11 protein-coding genes and 3 pseudogenes are annotated in these 14,301 nt (G+C 65.9%); 3 read left to right on the forward strand and 11 right to left on the reverse strand.

The window, feature by feature from the left end; genetic code table 11:
- Positions 1-49 precede the first annotated feature (49 nt).
- A pseudogene (gene edd, locus BAY1663_RS06550) lies at positions 50-1,874 on the reverse strand (phosphogluconate dehydratase).
- 102 nt (positions 1,875-1,976) lie between these two features.
- Positions 1,977-3,007, reverse strand: a pseudogene (locus tag BAY1663_RS06555) (LacI family DNA-binding transcriptional regulator).
- Positions 3,008-3,352: 345 nt separating this feature from the next.
- Between BAY1663_RS06555 and BAY1663_RS06560 the strand changes: the two are divergent.
- Positions 3,353-3,886, forward strand: a complete 534-nt coding sequence (locus BAY1663_RS06560; RefSeq protein ID WP_037038785.1) for a gluconokinase — start codon at positions 3,353-3,355, stop codon at positions 3,884-3,886.
- Positions 3,887-3,938: 52 nt separating this feature from the next.
- Positions 3,939-5,315, forward strand: coding sequence for a GntP family permease (locus tag BAY1663_RS06565; RefSeq protein WP_037038789.1), 1,377 nt, complete (start codon positions 3,939-3,941; stop codon positions 5,313-5,315).
- A 90-nt stretch (positions 5,316-5,405) separates the two neighbouring features.
- Here the strand turns inward: BAY1663_RS06565 and BAY1663_RS06570 are convergent, their stop codons facing one another.
- From BAY1663_RS06570 to BAY1663_RS06605, 9 genes are all read right to left on the reverse strand, one after another.
- Positions 5,406-6,005 carry a nitroreductase family protein gene (locus BAY1663_RS06570; protein ID WP_037038791.1) on the reverse strand — a complete coding sequence of 200 codons (600 nt, stop codon included), beginning with the start codon at positions 6,003-6,005 and terminating at the stop codon, positions 5,406-5,408.
- Between the two features lie 177 nt (positions 6,006-6,182).
- Entirely contained in the window at positions 6,183-6,323 is a 141-nt protein-coding gene (locus tag BAY1663_RS24420) for a hypothetical protein (RefSeq protein ID WP_164838433.1), read from the reverse strand.
- A 61-nt stretch (positions 6,324-6,384) separates the two neighbouring features.
- Entirely contained in the window at positions 6,385-7,323 is a 939-nt protein-coding gene (locus tag BAY1663_RS06575; RefSeq protein WP_037038793.1) for a VTT domain-containing protein, read from the reverse strand.
- A 195-nt stretch (positions 7,324-7,518) separates the two neighbouring features.
- A complete protein-coding gene (locus BAY1663_RS06580; protein WP_037038795.1) occupies positions 7,519-7,923 on the reverse strand; it encodes a DoxX family protein in 405 nt (134 codons plus the stop codon).
- A gap of 245 nt (positions 7,924-8,168) precedes the next feature.
- Positions 8,169-10,181 carry an amidohydrolase gene (locus BAY1663_RS06585; protein WP_128576117.1) on the reverse strand — a complete coding sequence of 671 codons (2,013 nt, stop codon included), beginning with the start codon at positions 10,179-10,181 and terminating at the stop codon, positions 8,169-8,171.
- A 92-nt stretch (positions 10,182-10,273) separates the two neighbouring features.
- Positions 10,274-10,546 (reverse strand): XapX domain-containing protein, encoded by a 273-nt coding sequence (locus BAY1663_RS06590; protein ID WP_037038799.1) that lies wholly within the window; start codon positions 10,544-10,546, stop codon positions 10,274-10,276.
- 77 nt (positions 10,547-10,623) lie between these two features.
- Entirely contained in the window at positions 10,624-11,316 is a 693-nt protein-coding gene (locus BAY1663_RS06595) for a hydrolase (RefSeq protein WP_037038802.1), read from the reverse strand.
- A gap of 108 nt (positions 11,317-11,424) precedes the next feature.
- Positions 11,425-12,129: a pirin family protein gene (locus BAY1663_RS06600; protein ID WP_037038804.1), complete on the reverse strand. Its 705-nt coding sequence runs from the start codon at positions 12,127-12,129 to the stop codon at positions 11,425-11,427.
- A gap of 307 nt (positions 12,130-12,436) precedes the next feature.
- Positions 12,437-13,354, reverse strand: coding sequence for a LysR family transcriptional regulator (locus tag BAY1663_RS06605; protein WP_037038806.1), 918 nt, complete (start codon positions 13,352-13,354; stop codon positions 12,437-12,439).
- Between the two features lie 176 nt (positions 13,355-13,530).
- Here BAY1663_RS06605 and BAY1663_RS06610 point away from each other — a divergent pair.
- A pseudogene (locus BAY1663_RS06610) lies at positions 13,531-14,234 on the forward strand (pirin family protein).
- Positions 14,235-14,301 lie beyond the last annotated feature (67 nt).

Below are 14,301 nucleotides of genomic sequence, written 5' to 3' on the forward strand. Positions count from 1 at the left end.
TGCGATGCAATCGTGATGGCCCGAGCGGGTCGTCACGATTGCAGTGGTTCTATTTCAGCGCCGCCAGGGCCTGGGTAAAGACGCTGGCACCGAGTTCGGCCGAACTGAAGGAGCCGCGCATGAAGCGAACAGCTCGCGGCCACAGCCCGCGCTCTCAGTGGCCAGGGGCTGCACAGGCTGGCGCGCGGCCAGCTCGGCGGCGTCGACGTTCACCTGCAGCTCGCCGCTGCGGCCATCGACCCGCACGATGTCGCCGTCGCGCAGGCGCGCCAAGGGGCCGCCATCGATGGCCTCGGGGTAGACATGGATGGCCGCGGGCACCTTGCCGGAGGCGCCGGACATGCGCCCGTCGGTGACCAGTGCGACCTTGAAGCCGCGATCCTGCAGCACGCCGAGGTAAGGGGTCATCTTGTGCAGCTCGGGCATGCCGTTGCTGCGTGGCCCCTGGAACAGCATCACCGCGACCAGGTCGCGCTCCAGTTCGCCGGCCTTGAAGGCATCGACCAACTGCTGCTGGTCATGGAAGACCCGCACCGGCGCCTCCACCACCTGGTGTTCGGGCGCCACGGCAGAGATCTTCATCACGCCCTGGCCGAGGTTGCCGCGCATCACCCGCAGGCCACCTTCGGCCGAGAAGGGCCGCGCCACCGGACGCAGGACGTTTTCGTCGAGGCTCCGTGCCGGGCCGTCGCGCCAGACCAGCCGGTCGCCGTCGATGAACGGCTCCTGGGCGTAGCGGCGCAGGCCGTGGCCCACGACCGTCGCCACGTCCTCGTGCAGCAGGCCGGCGTCGAGCAGCTCGCGCACCAGCAAGGCCACGCCGCCGGCGGCCTGGAAATGGTTGATGTCGGCCTTGCCGTTGGGATAGACGCGGGTCAGGGTCGGCACCACTTCGGAGAGGTCGGCCATGTCCTGCCAGGTCAGCTGGATGCCGGCGGCCTGGGCGATGGCCGGCAGGTGCAGGGTGTGGTTGGTGGAGCCGCCGGTGGCATGCAGGGCGACCACGGCGTTGACCAGCACACGCTCGTCGAGCAGGCGGCCGAGCGGCGTGAAGCTGCCGCCCTGGCGGGTCAGGCGCACCACCTGGCGCGCGGCCTCGTCGGTCAGCCACTGGCGCAGCGGGGCCTCCGGATTGACGAAGGATGCGCCGGGCAGGTGCAGCCCCATCACTTCCATGAGCATCTGGTTGGTGTTGGCAGTGCCGTAGAAGGTGCAGGTGCCGGGGTCGTGGTAGGCCTTCATTTCGGCTTCGAGCAGTTCTTCGCGACTGGCCCGGCCATCGGCGAAGCGCTGACGTACATCGGCCTTGTCCTTGTTGGGCAGGCCGGAGGTCATCGGCCCACTGGGCATGAACAGCGCCGGCAGGTGGCCGAAGCGCAGGGCGCCGATCAGCAGGCCGGGGACGATCTTGTCGCAGATGCCCAGGTACAGCGCCGCGTCGAACATGTTGTGCGACAGGGCGACCGCGGTAGACAGCGCTATCACTTCGCGACTGGCGAGGGACAGCTCCATTCCCGGCTCACCCTGGGTCACGCCATCGCACATGGCGGGCACGCCGCCCGCCACCTGGCCGACCGAGCCGATCTCGTGCAGCACGCGCTTGATCCGCTCGGGGTAATCGACGTAGGCTGGTGCGCCGACAGCATGTCGTTGTAGGCGGTGACGATGGCCACATTGGCCGAGTCCATCAGGCGCAGGCGCTGCTTATCGCTACCGCCGCAGGAGGCCACGCCATGGGCGAAGTTGGCGCATTGCAGCTTGCCGCGCTGCGGGCCGTCGCTAGCCGCGGCATCGATCATGGCGAGGTAGCCTGTGCGGGTGGCACGGCTGCGCTCGATCAGGCGCTCGGTCACCTCAAGGATGCGTGGATGCATGGGCGGACTCCAAATCGGGTGTTCGTATGGGCAGGAGCGGCACTGCGCCGCTCCTGCCGGTGGCTGGGGTGCCGCCGCGCGCGTCGCACGATGGCGTCAGGCTCAAGTGCTCTCGCGCAGCATCAGCTCAAAGCCCAGATCCTGTACCTGTTCAGGGAGCGTCTGGCCGCCCATCAGGCAAGCAGCATCTCGGCGGCGCGGCGACCAATCGCTTCACGCGGTGTGCGGATGCTGCTGAGCCGCGGCACGCAAAATGCCGAGGCGGGCAGGTCGTTGAAGCCGAGCACCGAAATCTGCTCGGGAATGCGGATGCCCAGGCGCAGGGCTTCGAGCAGGGCGCCCTGGGCAAGGTCGTCGTTGCCGAAGAAGATGCCGTCCAGGTCCGGATGCTCGGCGACCAGGCGGGCGAACAGCTCGCAGCCCAGGCCGACGGTCGAACGCCGGGGCGTCAGCACTTCCAAAGCGGGGTCGTAGAGCCCGGCCCGCTGCAGGGCGCGGCGAAAGCCCTCACCACGCAGCAGGGTGCGCTGATCCAGCTGGGCGCCGACGAAGGCCAGGCGGCGGCGGCCTCTGGCGACCAGGTGTTCGGCGGCGCTGGCGCCAGCCTGTACCTGGGAGAAACCCACGCAATGCAGGCCAGCGCCCGGATCGATGTCCATCATGTAGACGCAGGGAATACCGCTGGAATCGAGCAGGCGGCGGGCGCTCTCGGTACGCTCGAAGCCGGTCAGCAGGATGCCGCGGGGCTGGTATGCCAGGTAATTGCGGATCAGGTCTTCTTCTTCATCGCGCGAGTAGTGCGAGTTGCCGATCAGCACCTCGAGGCCGCGCGGGCGCATGACATCGTGGATGGCCTCCAGGGTCTCGACGAACAACTGGTTGGTCAGCGACGGCACGATCACGGCAATGGTCTGGCTGTGCGAGGAGGCGAGCGCGCGGGCTGCCGGGTTGACCACATAGCCCAGCTTGCTGGCGGCCTCGCGAACCTTGTGTGCCAGCTCCTCGGCGACGCTGGGGATGCCGCGCAGGGCGCGAGACGCGGTGATCGGGCTGACGCCGGCGTGGCGGGCGACTTCATTGAGGGTCGGCCGGCCGGTCGTGCGGGTGCTTCTACCTGTTTTGGAAGTGCTCATCGGGGACATATCGCATGTTCTATAGTTTTTATTCTGCTGCACTCGGCGCATGGATCGCGAGCCCTGCGAAGCAATCAGCCGGGGCGCCACGAGAGAAGACTTCGGCGCGCCCCAAGGCGGATACCCCGCATGACCTCCCGGCCTGCCGCTCTTGCCAAGACGAAATATGCCACCTAGGATAGCGCTGTCTTTCCAGCGTGGCAACGCTAAAGCGTCAAGCATAACCAGCAATAGCGGCATGTTGATGGCATTTTCGCTGCCGTTACGACAAAAACTACAATGTACTTTAGCGCCCTCTCGCTCCACCTCATTGAGATAGCGCTATTTTTACGAGGTACCGTACCTATGCAACCAAGCATCAATGCACTGGTGATCATGGGTGTCGCCGGCTGTGGAAAGAGCAGCGTCGGTCATGCCATCGCGACCCGTACCGGCGCCGCGTTCATCGAAGGTGACCAATTTCACCCCGCTGCCAACATTGCCAAGATGAGTTCGGGCATCCCCCTCGATGACGATGATCGTGCCGGCTGGCTGGCTCGTCTCGGCGAAGAGCTGTGCAAGGCGACCCGCAACGGTGGGCGCGCGGTGCTGACGTGCTCTGCGTTGCGGCATGCCTACCGCAGGCAGCTACGCCAGGCGGTCCCCGGCCTGGGCTTCGTCTACCTGGAGCTGACCCGCGAAACGGCGGGTGAACGAGTCGCCAACCGCCCCGATCACTTCATGCCGGCCAGCCTGATCGACAGTCAGTTCGCCGCCCTGGAGCCGCCAACCGTCGAGCCTCTGACCCTGGTGCTCGATGCCACCCAGCCCGTCGACCAGCTCAGCCGTCAGGCCGAAAGCTGGTGGAAGTCGATGGATGCCCTCGCGAGGCAGGCCTGACCGCAACTCGTTCACTTGCCATTCCTCTACGACAAGAATAATGAGGTAGACCATGAACCCACTGGCTTCCACACCCGACGCCACGGTATTGCTGCTCACCGCCACCGCTGCCGTCGCATTGCTGCTTCTGCTGATCATGCGCTTCAGGGTGCATGCCTTTCTTGCGCTGGTCCTGGTCAGCATCGTCACCGCGCTGGCGACGCACATCCCCTTCGATCAGGTCGTTCCCACGCTGCTGAGCGGCTTTGGCAATACCCTGGCTGCGGTCGCCCTGCTGGTGGGCCTCGGGGCGATGATCGGGCGTCTGCTCGAAGTGACGGGCGGCGCCCAGGTGCTGGCCGACACGCTGATCGGCACCTTCGGCGAGAAGCGCGCACCGCTGGCGCTCGGGGTTGCTGCGCTACTCTTCGGTTTCCCGATCTTCTTCGATGCCGGCCTGGTGGTGATGCTGCCGATCATCTTCAGCGTGGCCAAGCGCTTCGGCGGCTCGACCCTGCTGTATGCCTTGCCGGTCGCCGGCGCCTTCGCGGCGATGCATGCGCTGGTGCCGCCGCATCCCGGCCCGGTCGCCGCCGCCGATCTGCTCGGCGCGAACATCGGCCTGTTGGTCATCATCGGGGCGCTCATCGCGCTGCCAACCTGGTACCTCGGCAGTTACCTGTTCGGCCAGTGGGCCGGCAAGCGCTTCGACCTAAAGCTGCCGGCGACCTTTCTGACCGACACCGAGCGCGACAGCTCGGTGACGCCCCCCGGCTTCCCCCTGGTACTGGCCGTCCTGTTGCTGCCGTTGCTGCTGATCTTCCTCGATACCGGGCTCAACACGCTGACGGTCATGGGGCATGTCGAGGCCGGCGATAGCTGGGTGCAGCTGCTGCGCATGGTCGGCAAGACGCCCGTGGCATTGCTGATCACCACCTTCTTCGCGTTGCTGGTATTCAGCGGGCGCTACACCCCCAGGCATCTGGAAAAGGTCTGCGAGGGTGCGCTCGGGCCGATCTGTTCGATCGTGCTGGTGACCGGTGCCGGCGGTATGTTCGGCAGCGTGCTGCGTGCCAGCGGCATTGGCGATGCGCTGTCGTCACTGCTGGCCGATACCGGGCTGCCGGTGATCGTGGCGGCCTTCCTGATCTCCGCCGCCCTGCGTGTGGCGCAGGGTTCGGCCACCGTGGCGCTGACCACTGCCGCCGCGCTGATGGCACCGACCGTGGCCGCCACGCCGGGCCTGAGCCAATACGACCTGTGCTTCATCGTCGTCGCCATCGCCGGTGGTGCGACCGTGCTGTCGCATGTCAACGACTCCGGTTTCTGGCTGGTCAGTCGCTTCCTGCAGATGGACGAGAAAACCACCCTCAAGACCTGGACGGTGATGGAGACCCTTCTCGGCGGTATCGCCTTCCTGCTGGCGCTGATTGGCAGCTTGCTGCTCTGAGCCACCCGTCCCCCACATACGCAAGACCCGCCAGTGATGGCGGGTCTTGTCGTGCCGGGCAGTGTGGCGCAGCGGCGGCGCCCGGCCTTTTTAGGCGAACACGCGGAACCGCTGTTCGTCGTCGATGAAGGCCTTTTCGCCGAAGCCGCCCTTGTTGGCACCGAAAGGCATCTGGGCGCGCAGCTTCCAGCTGGTCGGCAGGTTCCATTCGGCGGCGACGGCCGCATCGGGCAGCGGGTTGTAGTGCTGGAGGCTGGCGCCGACGCCGGCGTTGGCCAGCGCGGTCCACACGGAGAACTGGGCGATGCCGCTGGCCTGCTCGGACCAGACCGGGAAATTGTCGGCGTAGGTCGCGAACTGCTTCTGCAGGCCGGCGATGACGTCCTGGTCTTCGTAGAACAGGACGGTGCCGGCACCGGCAGCGAAGCTGTCGATCTTGGCTTCCGTCGTGGCGAAGGCATCGCCCGGCACGATCTTGCGCAGTTCTTCCTTCACGAAGCCCCAGAACAGGTCGCTCTGGGAGCCGTACAGGATCACCGCGCGCGAGCTTTGCGAGTTGAACGAGGACGGCGACAGCCTGATCGCCTCCTGGATCAGCAGGGTGACTTCTTCCTGCGGCAGCGGCAGATCCTTGCCCAGCGCGTACTGGCTGCGGCGACTCTTGATGGCATTGATGTAGGCATTACTCATGCAGATGTTTTCCTATCGAAGGGTTCGGTCAAGATGAAACTCAAAGCCAGCGGCACCACGGGGTGCCGGGCCCTGCCAAGAGGCTCTGTGGCGACGATCATAAGAGTGCAAAGCGGATGCGAGAACAGGGGGAATCGAATAGCACGCTTTCCACTTTCACCAGGGTCGGTTGACGTTTCAGTGCGCGGGTAGCGTCGACATCGCAGCGGGGGCGCCGCATCCATGCCCGGCTTCCCTCATCTGCGGGTTGTTCCTGGCGAGCCCGGCTCCGGCCTTCTCGTTTTGGGAGAAGACTTGACTCCAGTCGTTGAGCAGCATGGCGTGTCTCCGATTGTGGGAGGGTGAAATGCCAGGGCCTTGTCCTGGCATGTGGCAGCATTCATTCGGGCGGGTTGGCCAGCGCCTCGCTCCAGGCACGGATGCCGCCCTGCAGCGCGAAGACACGGGGACGGCCCGTCGCCCGGATGCGTTCGGCCAGGTAGGCCGCCGACACCTCGCTGGGGCAGTCGCAATAGACCACCACCAGGGCATCGGCAGGCAGCGTGTTCAGTTCATGCGCCTTGGCGTCGAGGCTCATGTGAATGGCGCCGGGGATACGCACCTCGCCATCGCCGAGGTCGCTGCGTACATCCACCAGGACATGCGGCAGCCCCTGGGACTGCAGGGCCTGCAGGTCGCCGACCTGCAGCCGCGGCACCTTGTGGCTGCGCCGGATCAGGCGTGCCCGATGCGCCCATTTCCAGGCCAGGAAGGCCGCGAACAGGGCGAGCACGACAAGCGTGCCCGGCAGCACATAGCGGGTGAACAGCGCCAGGATGGCCCACACGGCGTTCTCGAAAACGATGCCCATCATCAGCGCCGAAGCGACCCAGATGGCGGAACCGGAGGCGTCATAGAGCAGGAAGGTCACCAGCGGAGTGCCGGAGGTGCCCGCCATCAGCGTGGTCATGGCCCCCGCCCCGGGCAGGAACTTGGCGATCAGCAACAGCCGCGGCCCCAGCTGGCGATAAAGGTGGGTGCTCTTGCGGATGCAGCTGTCCGGCGACAGCGAGACCCGGCAGATGCCGCGCATCAGCCAGGTGCCATGCCGGCGCCCGAGCCAGAACCAGACCGTGTCGGCGATCAGGCAGGCCAGGATGGCAAGCCCGAACACAGTGGCCACCGAGGCCCCATTGCCGCCTTGCGCCAGCGTCCCGGCCACGACCAGGGACGGATAGGCGGGGATCGGCAATCCTGCCTGCTCCAACAGGATGTTGAAGAACAGCAGGGCCAGCCCGTGCTCGGCCAGCAATGATTGAAGCGCCTCGGTGAAAGCCATCGGTCAGAACCGCTGCTGGTAGTAGAACTGAGTGAAATTTATACCAATCGGCGAGCTGAACCTCATGCGGCAGCGGCATGGACGGCAAGAGATATCTGTTTCATCGATTCACAACTTCCAACGGCTCGAAACCGAGCGCTTAGCAGCAATGAGCATCGCCCGAGGCCGATGCGATGAGGAGCACGGTCGCGAGGTTCAGCGCGCGCTGCGCTTGCGCCGGCTGTCCAGGCTCAGCAAACCACCGCCGAAGGCCACGATCTGCAGCAGGCCACCCGCGACGACGATGTTCTTGAGGAAGTGGATCGACTGGTTCTGGTCGCTGAGCTGCAAGTGGAAGACCAGCGCCGTCACGACCGAGAACACGGCCAGGATGGCTGCCGTCAGGCGCGTCTTGTAGCCCAGCACGAGCATGATCGGCAGCACGATCTCGACGAACAAGGCAATTGCGTAGCCCAGCGTGGGCACTGGCAGGCCGGCCGATGCGATATAGCCGATGGTGCCGGCTGGCGCAGCCAGTTTCCCGAAGCCACTGACCAGGAACAATGTCGCGATGAGTACACGGCCAATGACGGCAATGAGCGGGTGATTACGGTTTTCCATGATGCGTTACTCCAGTTGGTTGCGAAAAAAGTTACCCATGCCGTGGTCGCGGCGACCACAGCAGATCGTTCTGTATTCATTGGTCCGGCATTGGCCCTGAAGGCCGCCCGGCGGACTCAGGAATCGGGCCAGCGCCCTCCCCTATGCCCGCCCGGATGGGGCTTCGGAACCGCTTCGTAGGAACCCGCTTGCGGGCGATCGCTCCAGCACAACGCCGATCGCCGGCAAACGGTTGGGCGAGTGCCTCACACGGCCCAGCAGGAACAGCCCAGGGCGCCGAAGAAGCTCCTGGCGTCCGATACCGGCACATTGGAGCCCCAGGCACTGGCATGGTCATGGCCATGCAGGCCGCAGGAACTGGCGCAACCGCACGAGGCCGCAGCATGGGCGCGTACCGGCGCCAGCGAGTTCCGCCCTGCGCCATCCGGCTCGCCCCAGGCGCCGTAGCCCCTGAAGGTGCGCGTCGGCGACCAGTCGGGCATGGCCGGTGGCAGCGGGTTGTCGTCCAGCGGCCCGAAGTCGCCGGCGCCATAGACCACGCGCCCGCCGACCACGGTCAGGTCCGAGGTGAGGAAGGAGATCTCGTCCTCGGGCACCGTGAAGTAGTCCTTGCTCGGCACGATCAGGTCGGCGAACTGGCCCACTTCGATACGCCCGCGCTTGCCTTCCTCGTTGGAGAACCAGGCGACGTTCTCGGTCCACATGCGCAGCGCTTCTTCCCGGTCGAGCAGGTTGGCCCGCGGATACAGGCCGAGGCCGCCGACGGTCTTGCCGGTGATCATCCACGACAGCGACACCCAGGGGTTGTAGGACGCCACGCGGGTGGCGTCGGTGCCGGCCGAGACCTTCACGCCCTTTTCCAGCATGCGCTTGACCGGCGGCGTCGCCTCGGCGGCGCGGGCGCCGTAGCGCTCGACGAAGTATTCGCCCTGGTAGGCCATGCGGTGCTGCACGGCGATGCCACCGCCAAGCGCGGCGATGCGGTCGATGGACTTCTCCGAGATGGTCTCGGCGTGGTCGAAGAACCAGTTGATGCCCTGCAGGGGAATGTCCTGGTTGACCTTCTCGAACACGTCCAGCGCGCGGGTGATGGTCTCGTCATAGGTGGCGTGCAGGCGCCACGGCCACTTGTTCTGCGCGAGGATGCGCACCACTTCCTCGAGTTCGCCTTCCATCTGCGGCGGCATGTCCGGCCGCTCGACGCGGAAGTCCTCGAAGTCGGCCGCCGAGTACACCAGCATCTCGCCGGCGCCGTTGTGGCGGAAGTAGTCGTCGCCCTGCTTGTACTTCACGCTGGAGGTCCACTTGAGGAAGTCCTCCTTTTCTTCCTTGGGCTTCTGGGTGAACAGGTTGTAGGCCAGGCGCACGGTGATCTGGCCTTCATCGGCCAGCTTCTGGATGACTTCGTAGTCCTCGGGGTAGTTCTGGAAACCGCCACCGGCGTCGATCACCCCGGTCACGCCCAGGCGGTTCAACTCGCGCATGAAGTGGCGGGTGGAGTTGACCTGGTAGTCGAACGGCAGCTTCGGCCCCTTGGCCAGGGTGGAATAGAGGATCATCGCGTTGGGCTTGGCCAGCAGCAGGCCGGTGGGGTTGCCGTTGGCGTCGCGGGTGATCTGGCCGCCCGGCGGTTCCGGGGTGTCCTTGGTATAGCCCACCGCGCGCAGGGCCGCGCCATTGAGCAGCGCGCGGTCGTACAGGTGCAGCAGGAACACCGGGGTGTCGGGCGCGATGGCATTGATTTCGGCGATGGTCGGCAGGCGTTTCTCGACGAACTGGTGCTCGGTGAAACCACCGACCACGCGCACCCATTGCGGCGCGGGCGTGACGGCGACCTGGCGCTTGAGCATATCCAGCGCGTCGGCCAGCGAGCGTACGCCGTCCCAGCGCAATTCGAGGTTGTAGTTCAGGCCGCCGCGGACCACGTGGGTGTGGTTGTCGAACAGGCCGGGCAGCACGCTGCGGCGCCTGAGGTCGACGACGCGCGTGGCGCTGCCGGCCAGCGGGAGGATTTCCGCGTCGCCGCCGATGGCCAGGAAGCGACCGTCCTTGATGGCAACGGCGCTGGCGACAGGGTTGCTGCGATCCAGCGTGGTGATCCGGCCGTTGTGGAAGATGACGTCAGGTACGGAATCGGACATGGAAGACGCTCCTTTTCTGAATGCTTCAGCGACCGCGCCGCGGCCCAGGACGCTGTTCAGCGCCAGCGCGGACGCCAGCGTCGTCGCGGCACCGAGAACTTTTCGCCGGGATGTCATGGGTTTTGGCTCCAGTTGATTAATCGACTGCCTTCACCCGCCCCCCCTCGAGCCCGCCACTGCGCCGCAGTCTCGAGGGGGACGGGGTTTGCTCATGCGCGGTCCTCATCGGATGCCTTGCCTGCGGCGCTCCGGCCGGGCAACTGACCGAGTACGTGGTCGGTTGCCCGGGCCTTGTCGCAGGCGGCACTGAAGGCGCTGCCATTCAACAACTGCTTGCCGACCGGGATGACCTGCTCACCGAGCAGGATGCCAAGCAGGCCGACCAGGGCCACCAGCGGGGGCGCGGGAGAACGGACACTCAATAGACTGTAGATGATGCCGACGAGCAGACCGGCGCCCAGGGACAGAACATAGAGCTTCATGGCTCACCTCGGATCAGAGCGCGGAGTACGCCGGGCGGCTGCCGCGCTCGCGGCAGTGCCCGGTGCCTGTGCCTGCCTTACTGGGCCGGGTTCGGGCCGACGGTCTCGCCGTGCTGCACGCGCTCGGGCGCCTTGTGCACCATGGTGTAGGCATAGTCGACACCCATGCCGTAGGCGCCGGAATGCTCGCGCACGATGTCCATCACCGCGTCGTAGGTGTCGCGGCGCGCCCAGTCGCGTTGCCATTCCAGCAGCACCTGCTGCCAGGTCACCGGCACCACGCCGGCCTGGACCATGCGGTCCATGGCGTACTTGTGCGCGTCGGCCGAGGTGCCGCCGGAGGCGTCGGCGACCATGTAGATCTCGTAGTCGGTGTCGTGCAGGCACGACAGGGCGAAGCCGAGGTTGCAGACTTCGGTCCACAGGCCGGAGACGATGATCTTCTTGCGGCCCTGGGCGGCGCCGACGGCCAGCGCATCGCGCACGTTCTGGTCGTCCCAGGAGTTCATCGAGCTGCGCTCGAGGAGTTTGTGGCCGGGGAACACGGCCAGCAGCTCGGGATAGGTATGGCCGGAGAAGCTTTCGGTCTCGACCGTGGTGATGGTGGTGGGGATGTCGAACACCTTCGCCGCCTTGGCCAGGCCGACGACGTTGTTCTTCAGCACCTGGCGGTCGATCGACTGCACGCCGAAGGCCATCTGCGGCTGCTGGTCGATGAAGATGAGCTGGCTGTTCTGCGGGGTCAGCACTTCGAGGTATTTATTGGACATGATGCTTCTCCTTTGATGGGAGCGGATTGGGAGTCATGGAACGCAAGAGGCGGCGGGTAATGCGTGACGCAAGGGGCGCCGCCAGCTCCCCCTGCGCCAGGCGGAAACTCAGCCGGCGGCGTCCACCAGCACGAGTTCGGCATCTTCGAGGGCAGTGACGAGGATCACCTCCTCACCACTGATGGCCGCGCCATCGCGGGCATCGAGGCGCACACCGTTGACCTCGACCTTGCCGCTGGCCGGGACCAGATAGCCGTAGCGTTCGGCATCAGCGAAACGGTATTCGGCCGTCGCCCCCGCCTTCAGCGTGGCCCCGAGCAGTCGTGCGTCGGTGCGGATCGGCAGTGCGTCCTCGTCGCCGGCCACCCCGCTGGCCAGGGCGACGAACTGGCCGGAGCGATCGCCCTTGGGAAAGGGCTTGGTGCCCCAGGCCGGCGGCTCGCCGCTGCGGTCGGGAAAGATCCAGATCTGGAAGATCCGCGTGATGCCGGGTTCGAGGTTGTATTCGGAGTGACGAATGCCGGTGCCCGCGCTCATTACCTGCACATCGCCGGCGAGGGTGCGGCCCTTGTTGCCGAGATTGTCCTGGTGGGTGATGGCGCCTTCGCGGACGTAGGTGATGATCTCCATGTCCGCGTGCGGGTGCGGCGGGAAGCCGCTGCCGGGCTGGATGGTGTCGTCGTTCCAGACCCGCAGCGCACCCCAGTGCACGCGCGCCTCATCGTGGTAATCGGCGAAGGAAAAGTGGTGTTTGGCATCGAGCCAACCATGGTTGGCTCCACCGAGGCTGTCGAAGGGGCGACGTTCGATCATGACGTCCTCCTGTTGGCGTCTGATTACGATGGCCTCAGCTTATGCCGCGCTCTCCCCCTCCGGAATACGATTAATCGAATTACATTCTTTCCATTATTGCCATGCTGTTTTCATACACCCGTCATCGACGGGCGAGTGGATTTCCCGATTCGGCGCGGGCCACTTACCCGCGTCTGCAGACGAGACAAGCGAAGGAAAACTCGCGGTGTCATCCCAGGGGCTTGTCTTCCCTGAGTGGGAAATGGCCTGTGAAGCGCTATCCCCGCGCCACCTCAATTGCATTCCAGCCGGCAACCGCCCCCAACCCCTAACCGACCTGCGCCCACGGCGCGGCGGCGAAGCGTTCGGCCAGATAGTCGATCAGCGCCTGCACGCGGGCCGGGCGGCTGCGGCCCGGAGGAGTCACGATGTGCAGGGCGATCGGCTCCACCTGCCAGTCGTCCATCGCTGTCTCCAGCGCGCCCGACTGCAGGTCCTTCCAGGCCAGGAATTCCGGCTGCAGCGCCAGGCCCAGCCCCGCCCGCAAGGCCGGCGCCAGGGCCTCGGCGTTGTTGGCCAGCAGCGATGCGGAAATTGCCTGGGCGAATTCGCCATGCCGTTTATGGCGGAAGCGCCAGCTGCTGCCGCCGCGTGAATAGCTGTATTGCAGTGTGCGATGCCCGGTCAGCTCGCGTGGATGGCTGGGGCGCCCGTGGCGCTCGAAATAGGCCGGCGCGCCAACCAGCAGAATGCGCACGGTGCACAGGCGGCGGGCCAGCAGGCTGGAATCGGCCAGGGTCGAGATACGCAGGGCCAGGTCGAAGCCCTGGGCGACCAGGTCGACCAGTTCGTCGCTGAAATGGGCATCGAGTACCACGTCGGGATGGCGCGCCATGAATTCCGGCAGCACCGGTCCCAGGTGCGAGACGCCGAACGACATCGGCGCGGCGATCCGGATGGGCCCGCGCAGGCTGGTCGACTGCTCGGTCACTTCGGCCTCGACCGCCTCGCCCTCGGCGAGGATGCGCGCGGCGCGCTCCAGCGCGGCATGGCCGCTCTCGGTCAGCGACATGCGGCGCGAGGTGCGATGGAACAGCATGGTTTTCATGCGCCCTTCCAGGCGCGTGATGGCTTTGGAAACGGTGGCCTGCGACAGGCCGAGTTCGGCGGCGGCGCGGGCGAAGGAGCCCGTTTCCGAGACCGTGGCGAAGATCGCCCAGGCTTCGAGATCCGGCAGTTTTTTCATGGCAGTCCTGGAAATGATCCGATCACATGGATTCCATAGGATTCTCCACGATCAGCATGAAACCCGCCATACGCGACAACAAATTGGAAAGAATGGTTTTCCATCAATTCCATTCTCAGCATTCATTTCGCTGCCTATAGTGACTCCATCGAAACGAACTCGACCTGGAGAACAGCATGATCGAACGTCGCCCCTTCGACAGCCTCGGTGGAGCCAACCACGGCTGGCTCGATGCCAAGCACCACTTTTCCTTCGCCGGTTACCGTGATCCGCAGCGCGTGCACTGGGGCGCGCTGCGGGTCTGGAACGACGACACCATCCAGCCCGGCAGCGGCTTCCCGCCGCACCCGCACGCGGACATGGAGATCATCACCTACGTTCGCGAAGGCGCCATCACCCATGAGGACAACCTCGGCAACAAGGGCCGCACCGTGGCCGGCGACGTGCAGGTGATGAGTGCCGGCACCGGCATTCGCCATTCCGAGTACAACCTCGAGCCCGGCATCACGCGGATCTTCCAGATCTGGATCTTTCCCGACCGCAGCGGCGAGCCGCCGGCCTGGGCACCAAGCCGTTTCCCAAGGGCGATCGCTCCGGCCAGTTCGTGGCCCTGGCCAGCGGGGTGGCCGGCGACGAGGACGCACTGCCGATCCGCACCGACGCACGGGTGCTGGGCGCGACGCTGAAGGCCGGGGAAACGCTCGAGTACCGCTTCGCCGACGCCAGCCGTCATGGCTACCTGGTGCCGGCCAAGGGCACGGTCGCGGTCAACGGCGTGGCGCTGCAGGCGCGCGACGGTGCCGCGATCCACGGCGAGGAACTCATCCGTATCAGCGCCAGCGAGGATGCCGAGCTGGTGCTGGTGGACGCCGCAAGCTGAGCGGCAATACTCAAGGTGCGGTTTTCGCGGCACCTGCGTGCCGGCAGGGCCACGGCGACCGCCGCAT

The sequence above is a fragment of the Pseudomonas sp. BAY1663 genome (assembly GCF_000582595.1).
Taxonomy (GTDB): domain Bacteria; phylum Pseudomonadota; class Gammaproteobacteria; order Pseudomonadales; family Pseudomonadaceae; genus Stutzerimonas; species Stutzerimonas stutzeri_AF.

Bases quoted from the DNA above. Each gene is read 5' to 3' on its own strand.
- BAY1663_RS24420 (WP_164838433.1), bottom strand. From the start codon at position 6,323: ATGCTGCTCAACGACTGGAGTCAAGTCTTCTCCCAAAACGAGAAGGCC.
- BAY1663_RS06575 (WP_037038793.1), bottom strand. From the start codon at position 7,323: ATGGCTTTCACCGAGGCGCTTCAATCATTGCTGGCCGAGCACGGGCTG.
- BAY1663_RS06570 (WP_037038791.1), bottom strand. From the start codon at position 6,005: ATGAGTAATGCCTACATCAATGCCATCAAGAGTCGCCGCAGCCAGTAC.
- BAY1663_RS06595 (WP_037038802.1), bottom strand. From the start codon at position 11,316: ATGTCCAATAAATACCTCGAAGTGCTGACCCCGCAGAACAGCCAGCTC.
- BAY1663_RS06565 (WP_037038789.1), top strand. From the start codon at position 3,939: ATGAACCCACTGGCTTCCACACCCGACGCCACGGTATTGCTGCTCACC.
- BAY1663_RS06560 (WP_037038785.1), top strand. From the start codon at position 3,353: ATGCAACCAAGCATCAATGCACTGGTGATCATGGGTGTCGCCGGCTGT.
- BAY1663_RS06600 (WP_037038804.1), bottom strand. From the start codon at position 12,129: ATGATCGAACGTCGCCCCTTCGACAGCCTCGGTGGAGCCAACCATGGT.
- BAY1663_RS06605 (WP_037038806.1), bottom strand. From the start codon at position 13,354: ATGAAAAAACTGCCGGATCTCGAAGCCTGGGCGATCTTCGCCACGGTC.
- BAY1663_RS06580 (WP_037038795.1), bottom strand. From the start codon at position 7,923: ATGGAAAACCGTAATCACCCGCTCATTGCCGTCATTGGCCGTGTACTC.
- BAY1663_RS06590 (WP_037038799.1), bottom strand. From the start codon at position 10,546: ATGAAGCTCTATGTTCTGTCCCTGGGCGCCGGTCTGCTCGTCGGCATC.
- BAY1663_RS06585 (WP_128576117.1), bottom strand. From the start codon at position 10,181: ATGACATCCCGGCGAAAAGTTCTCGGTGCCGCGACGACGCTGGCGTCC.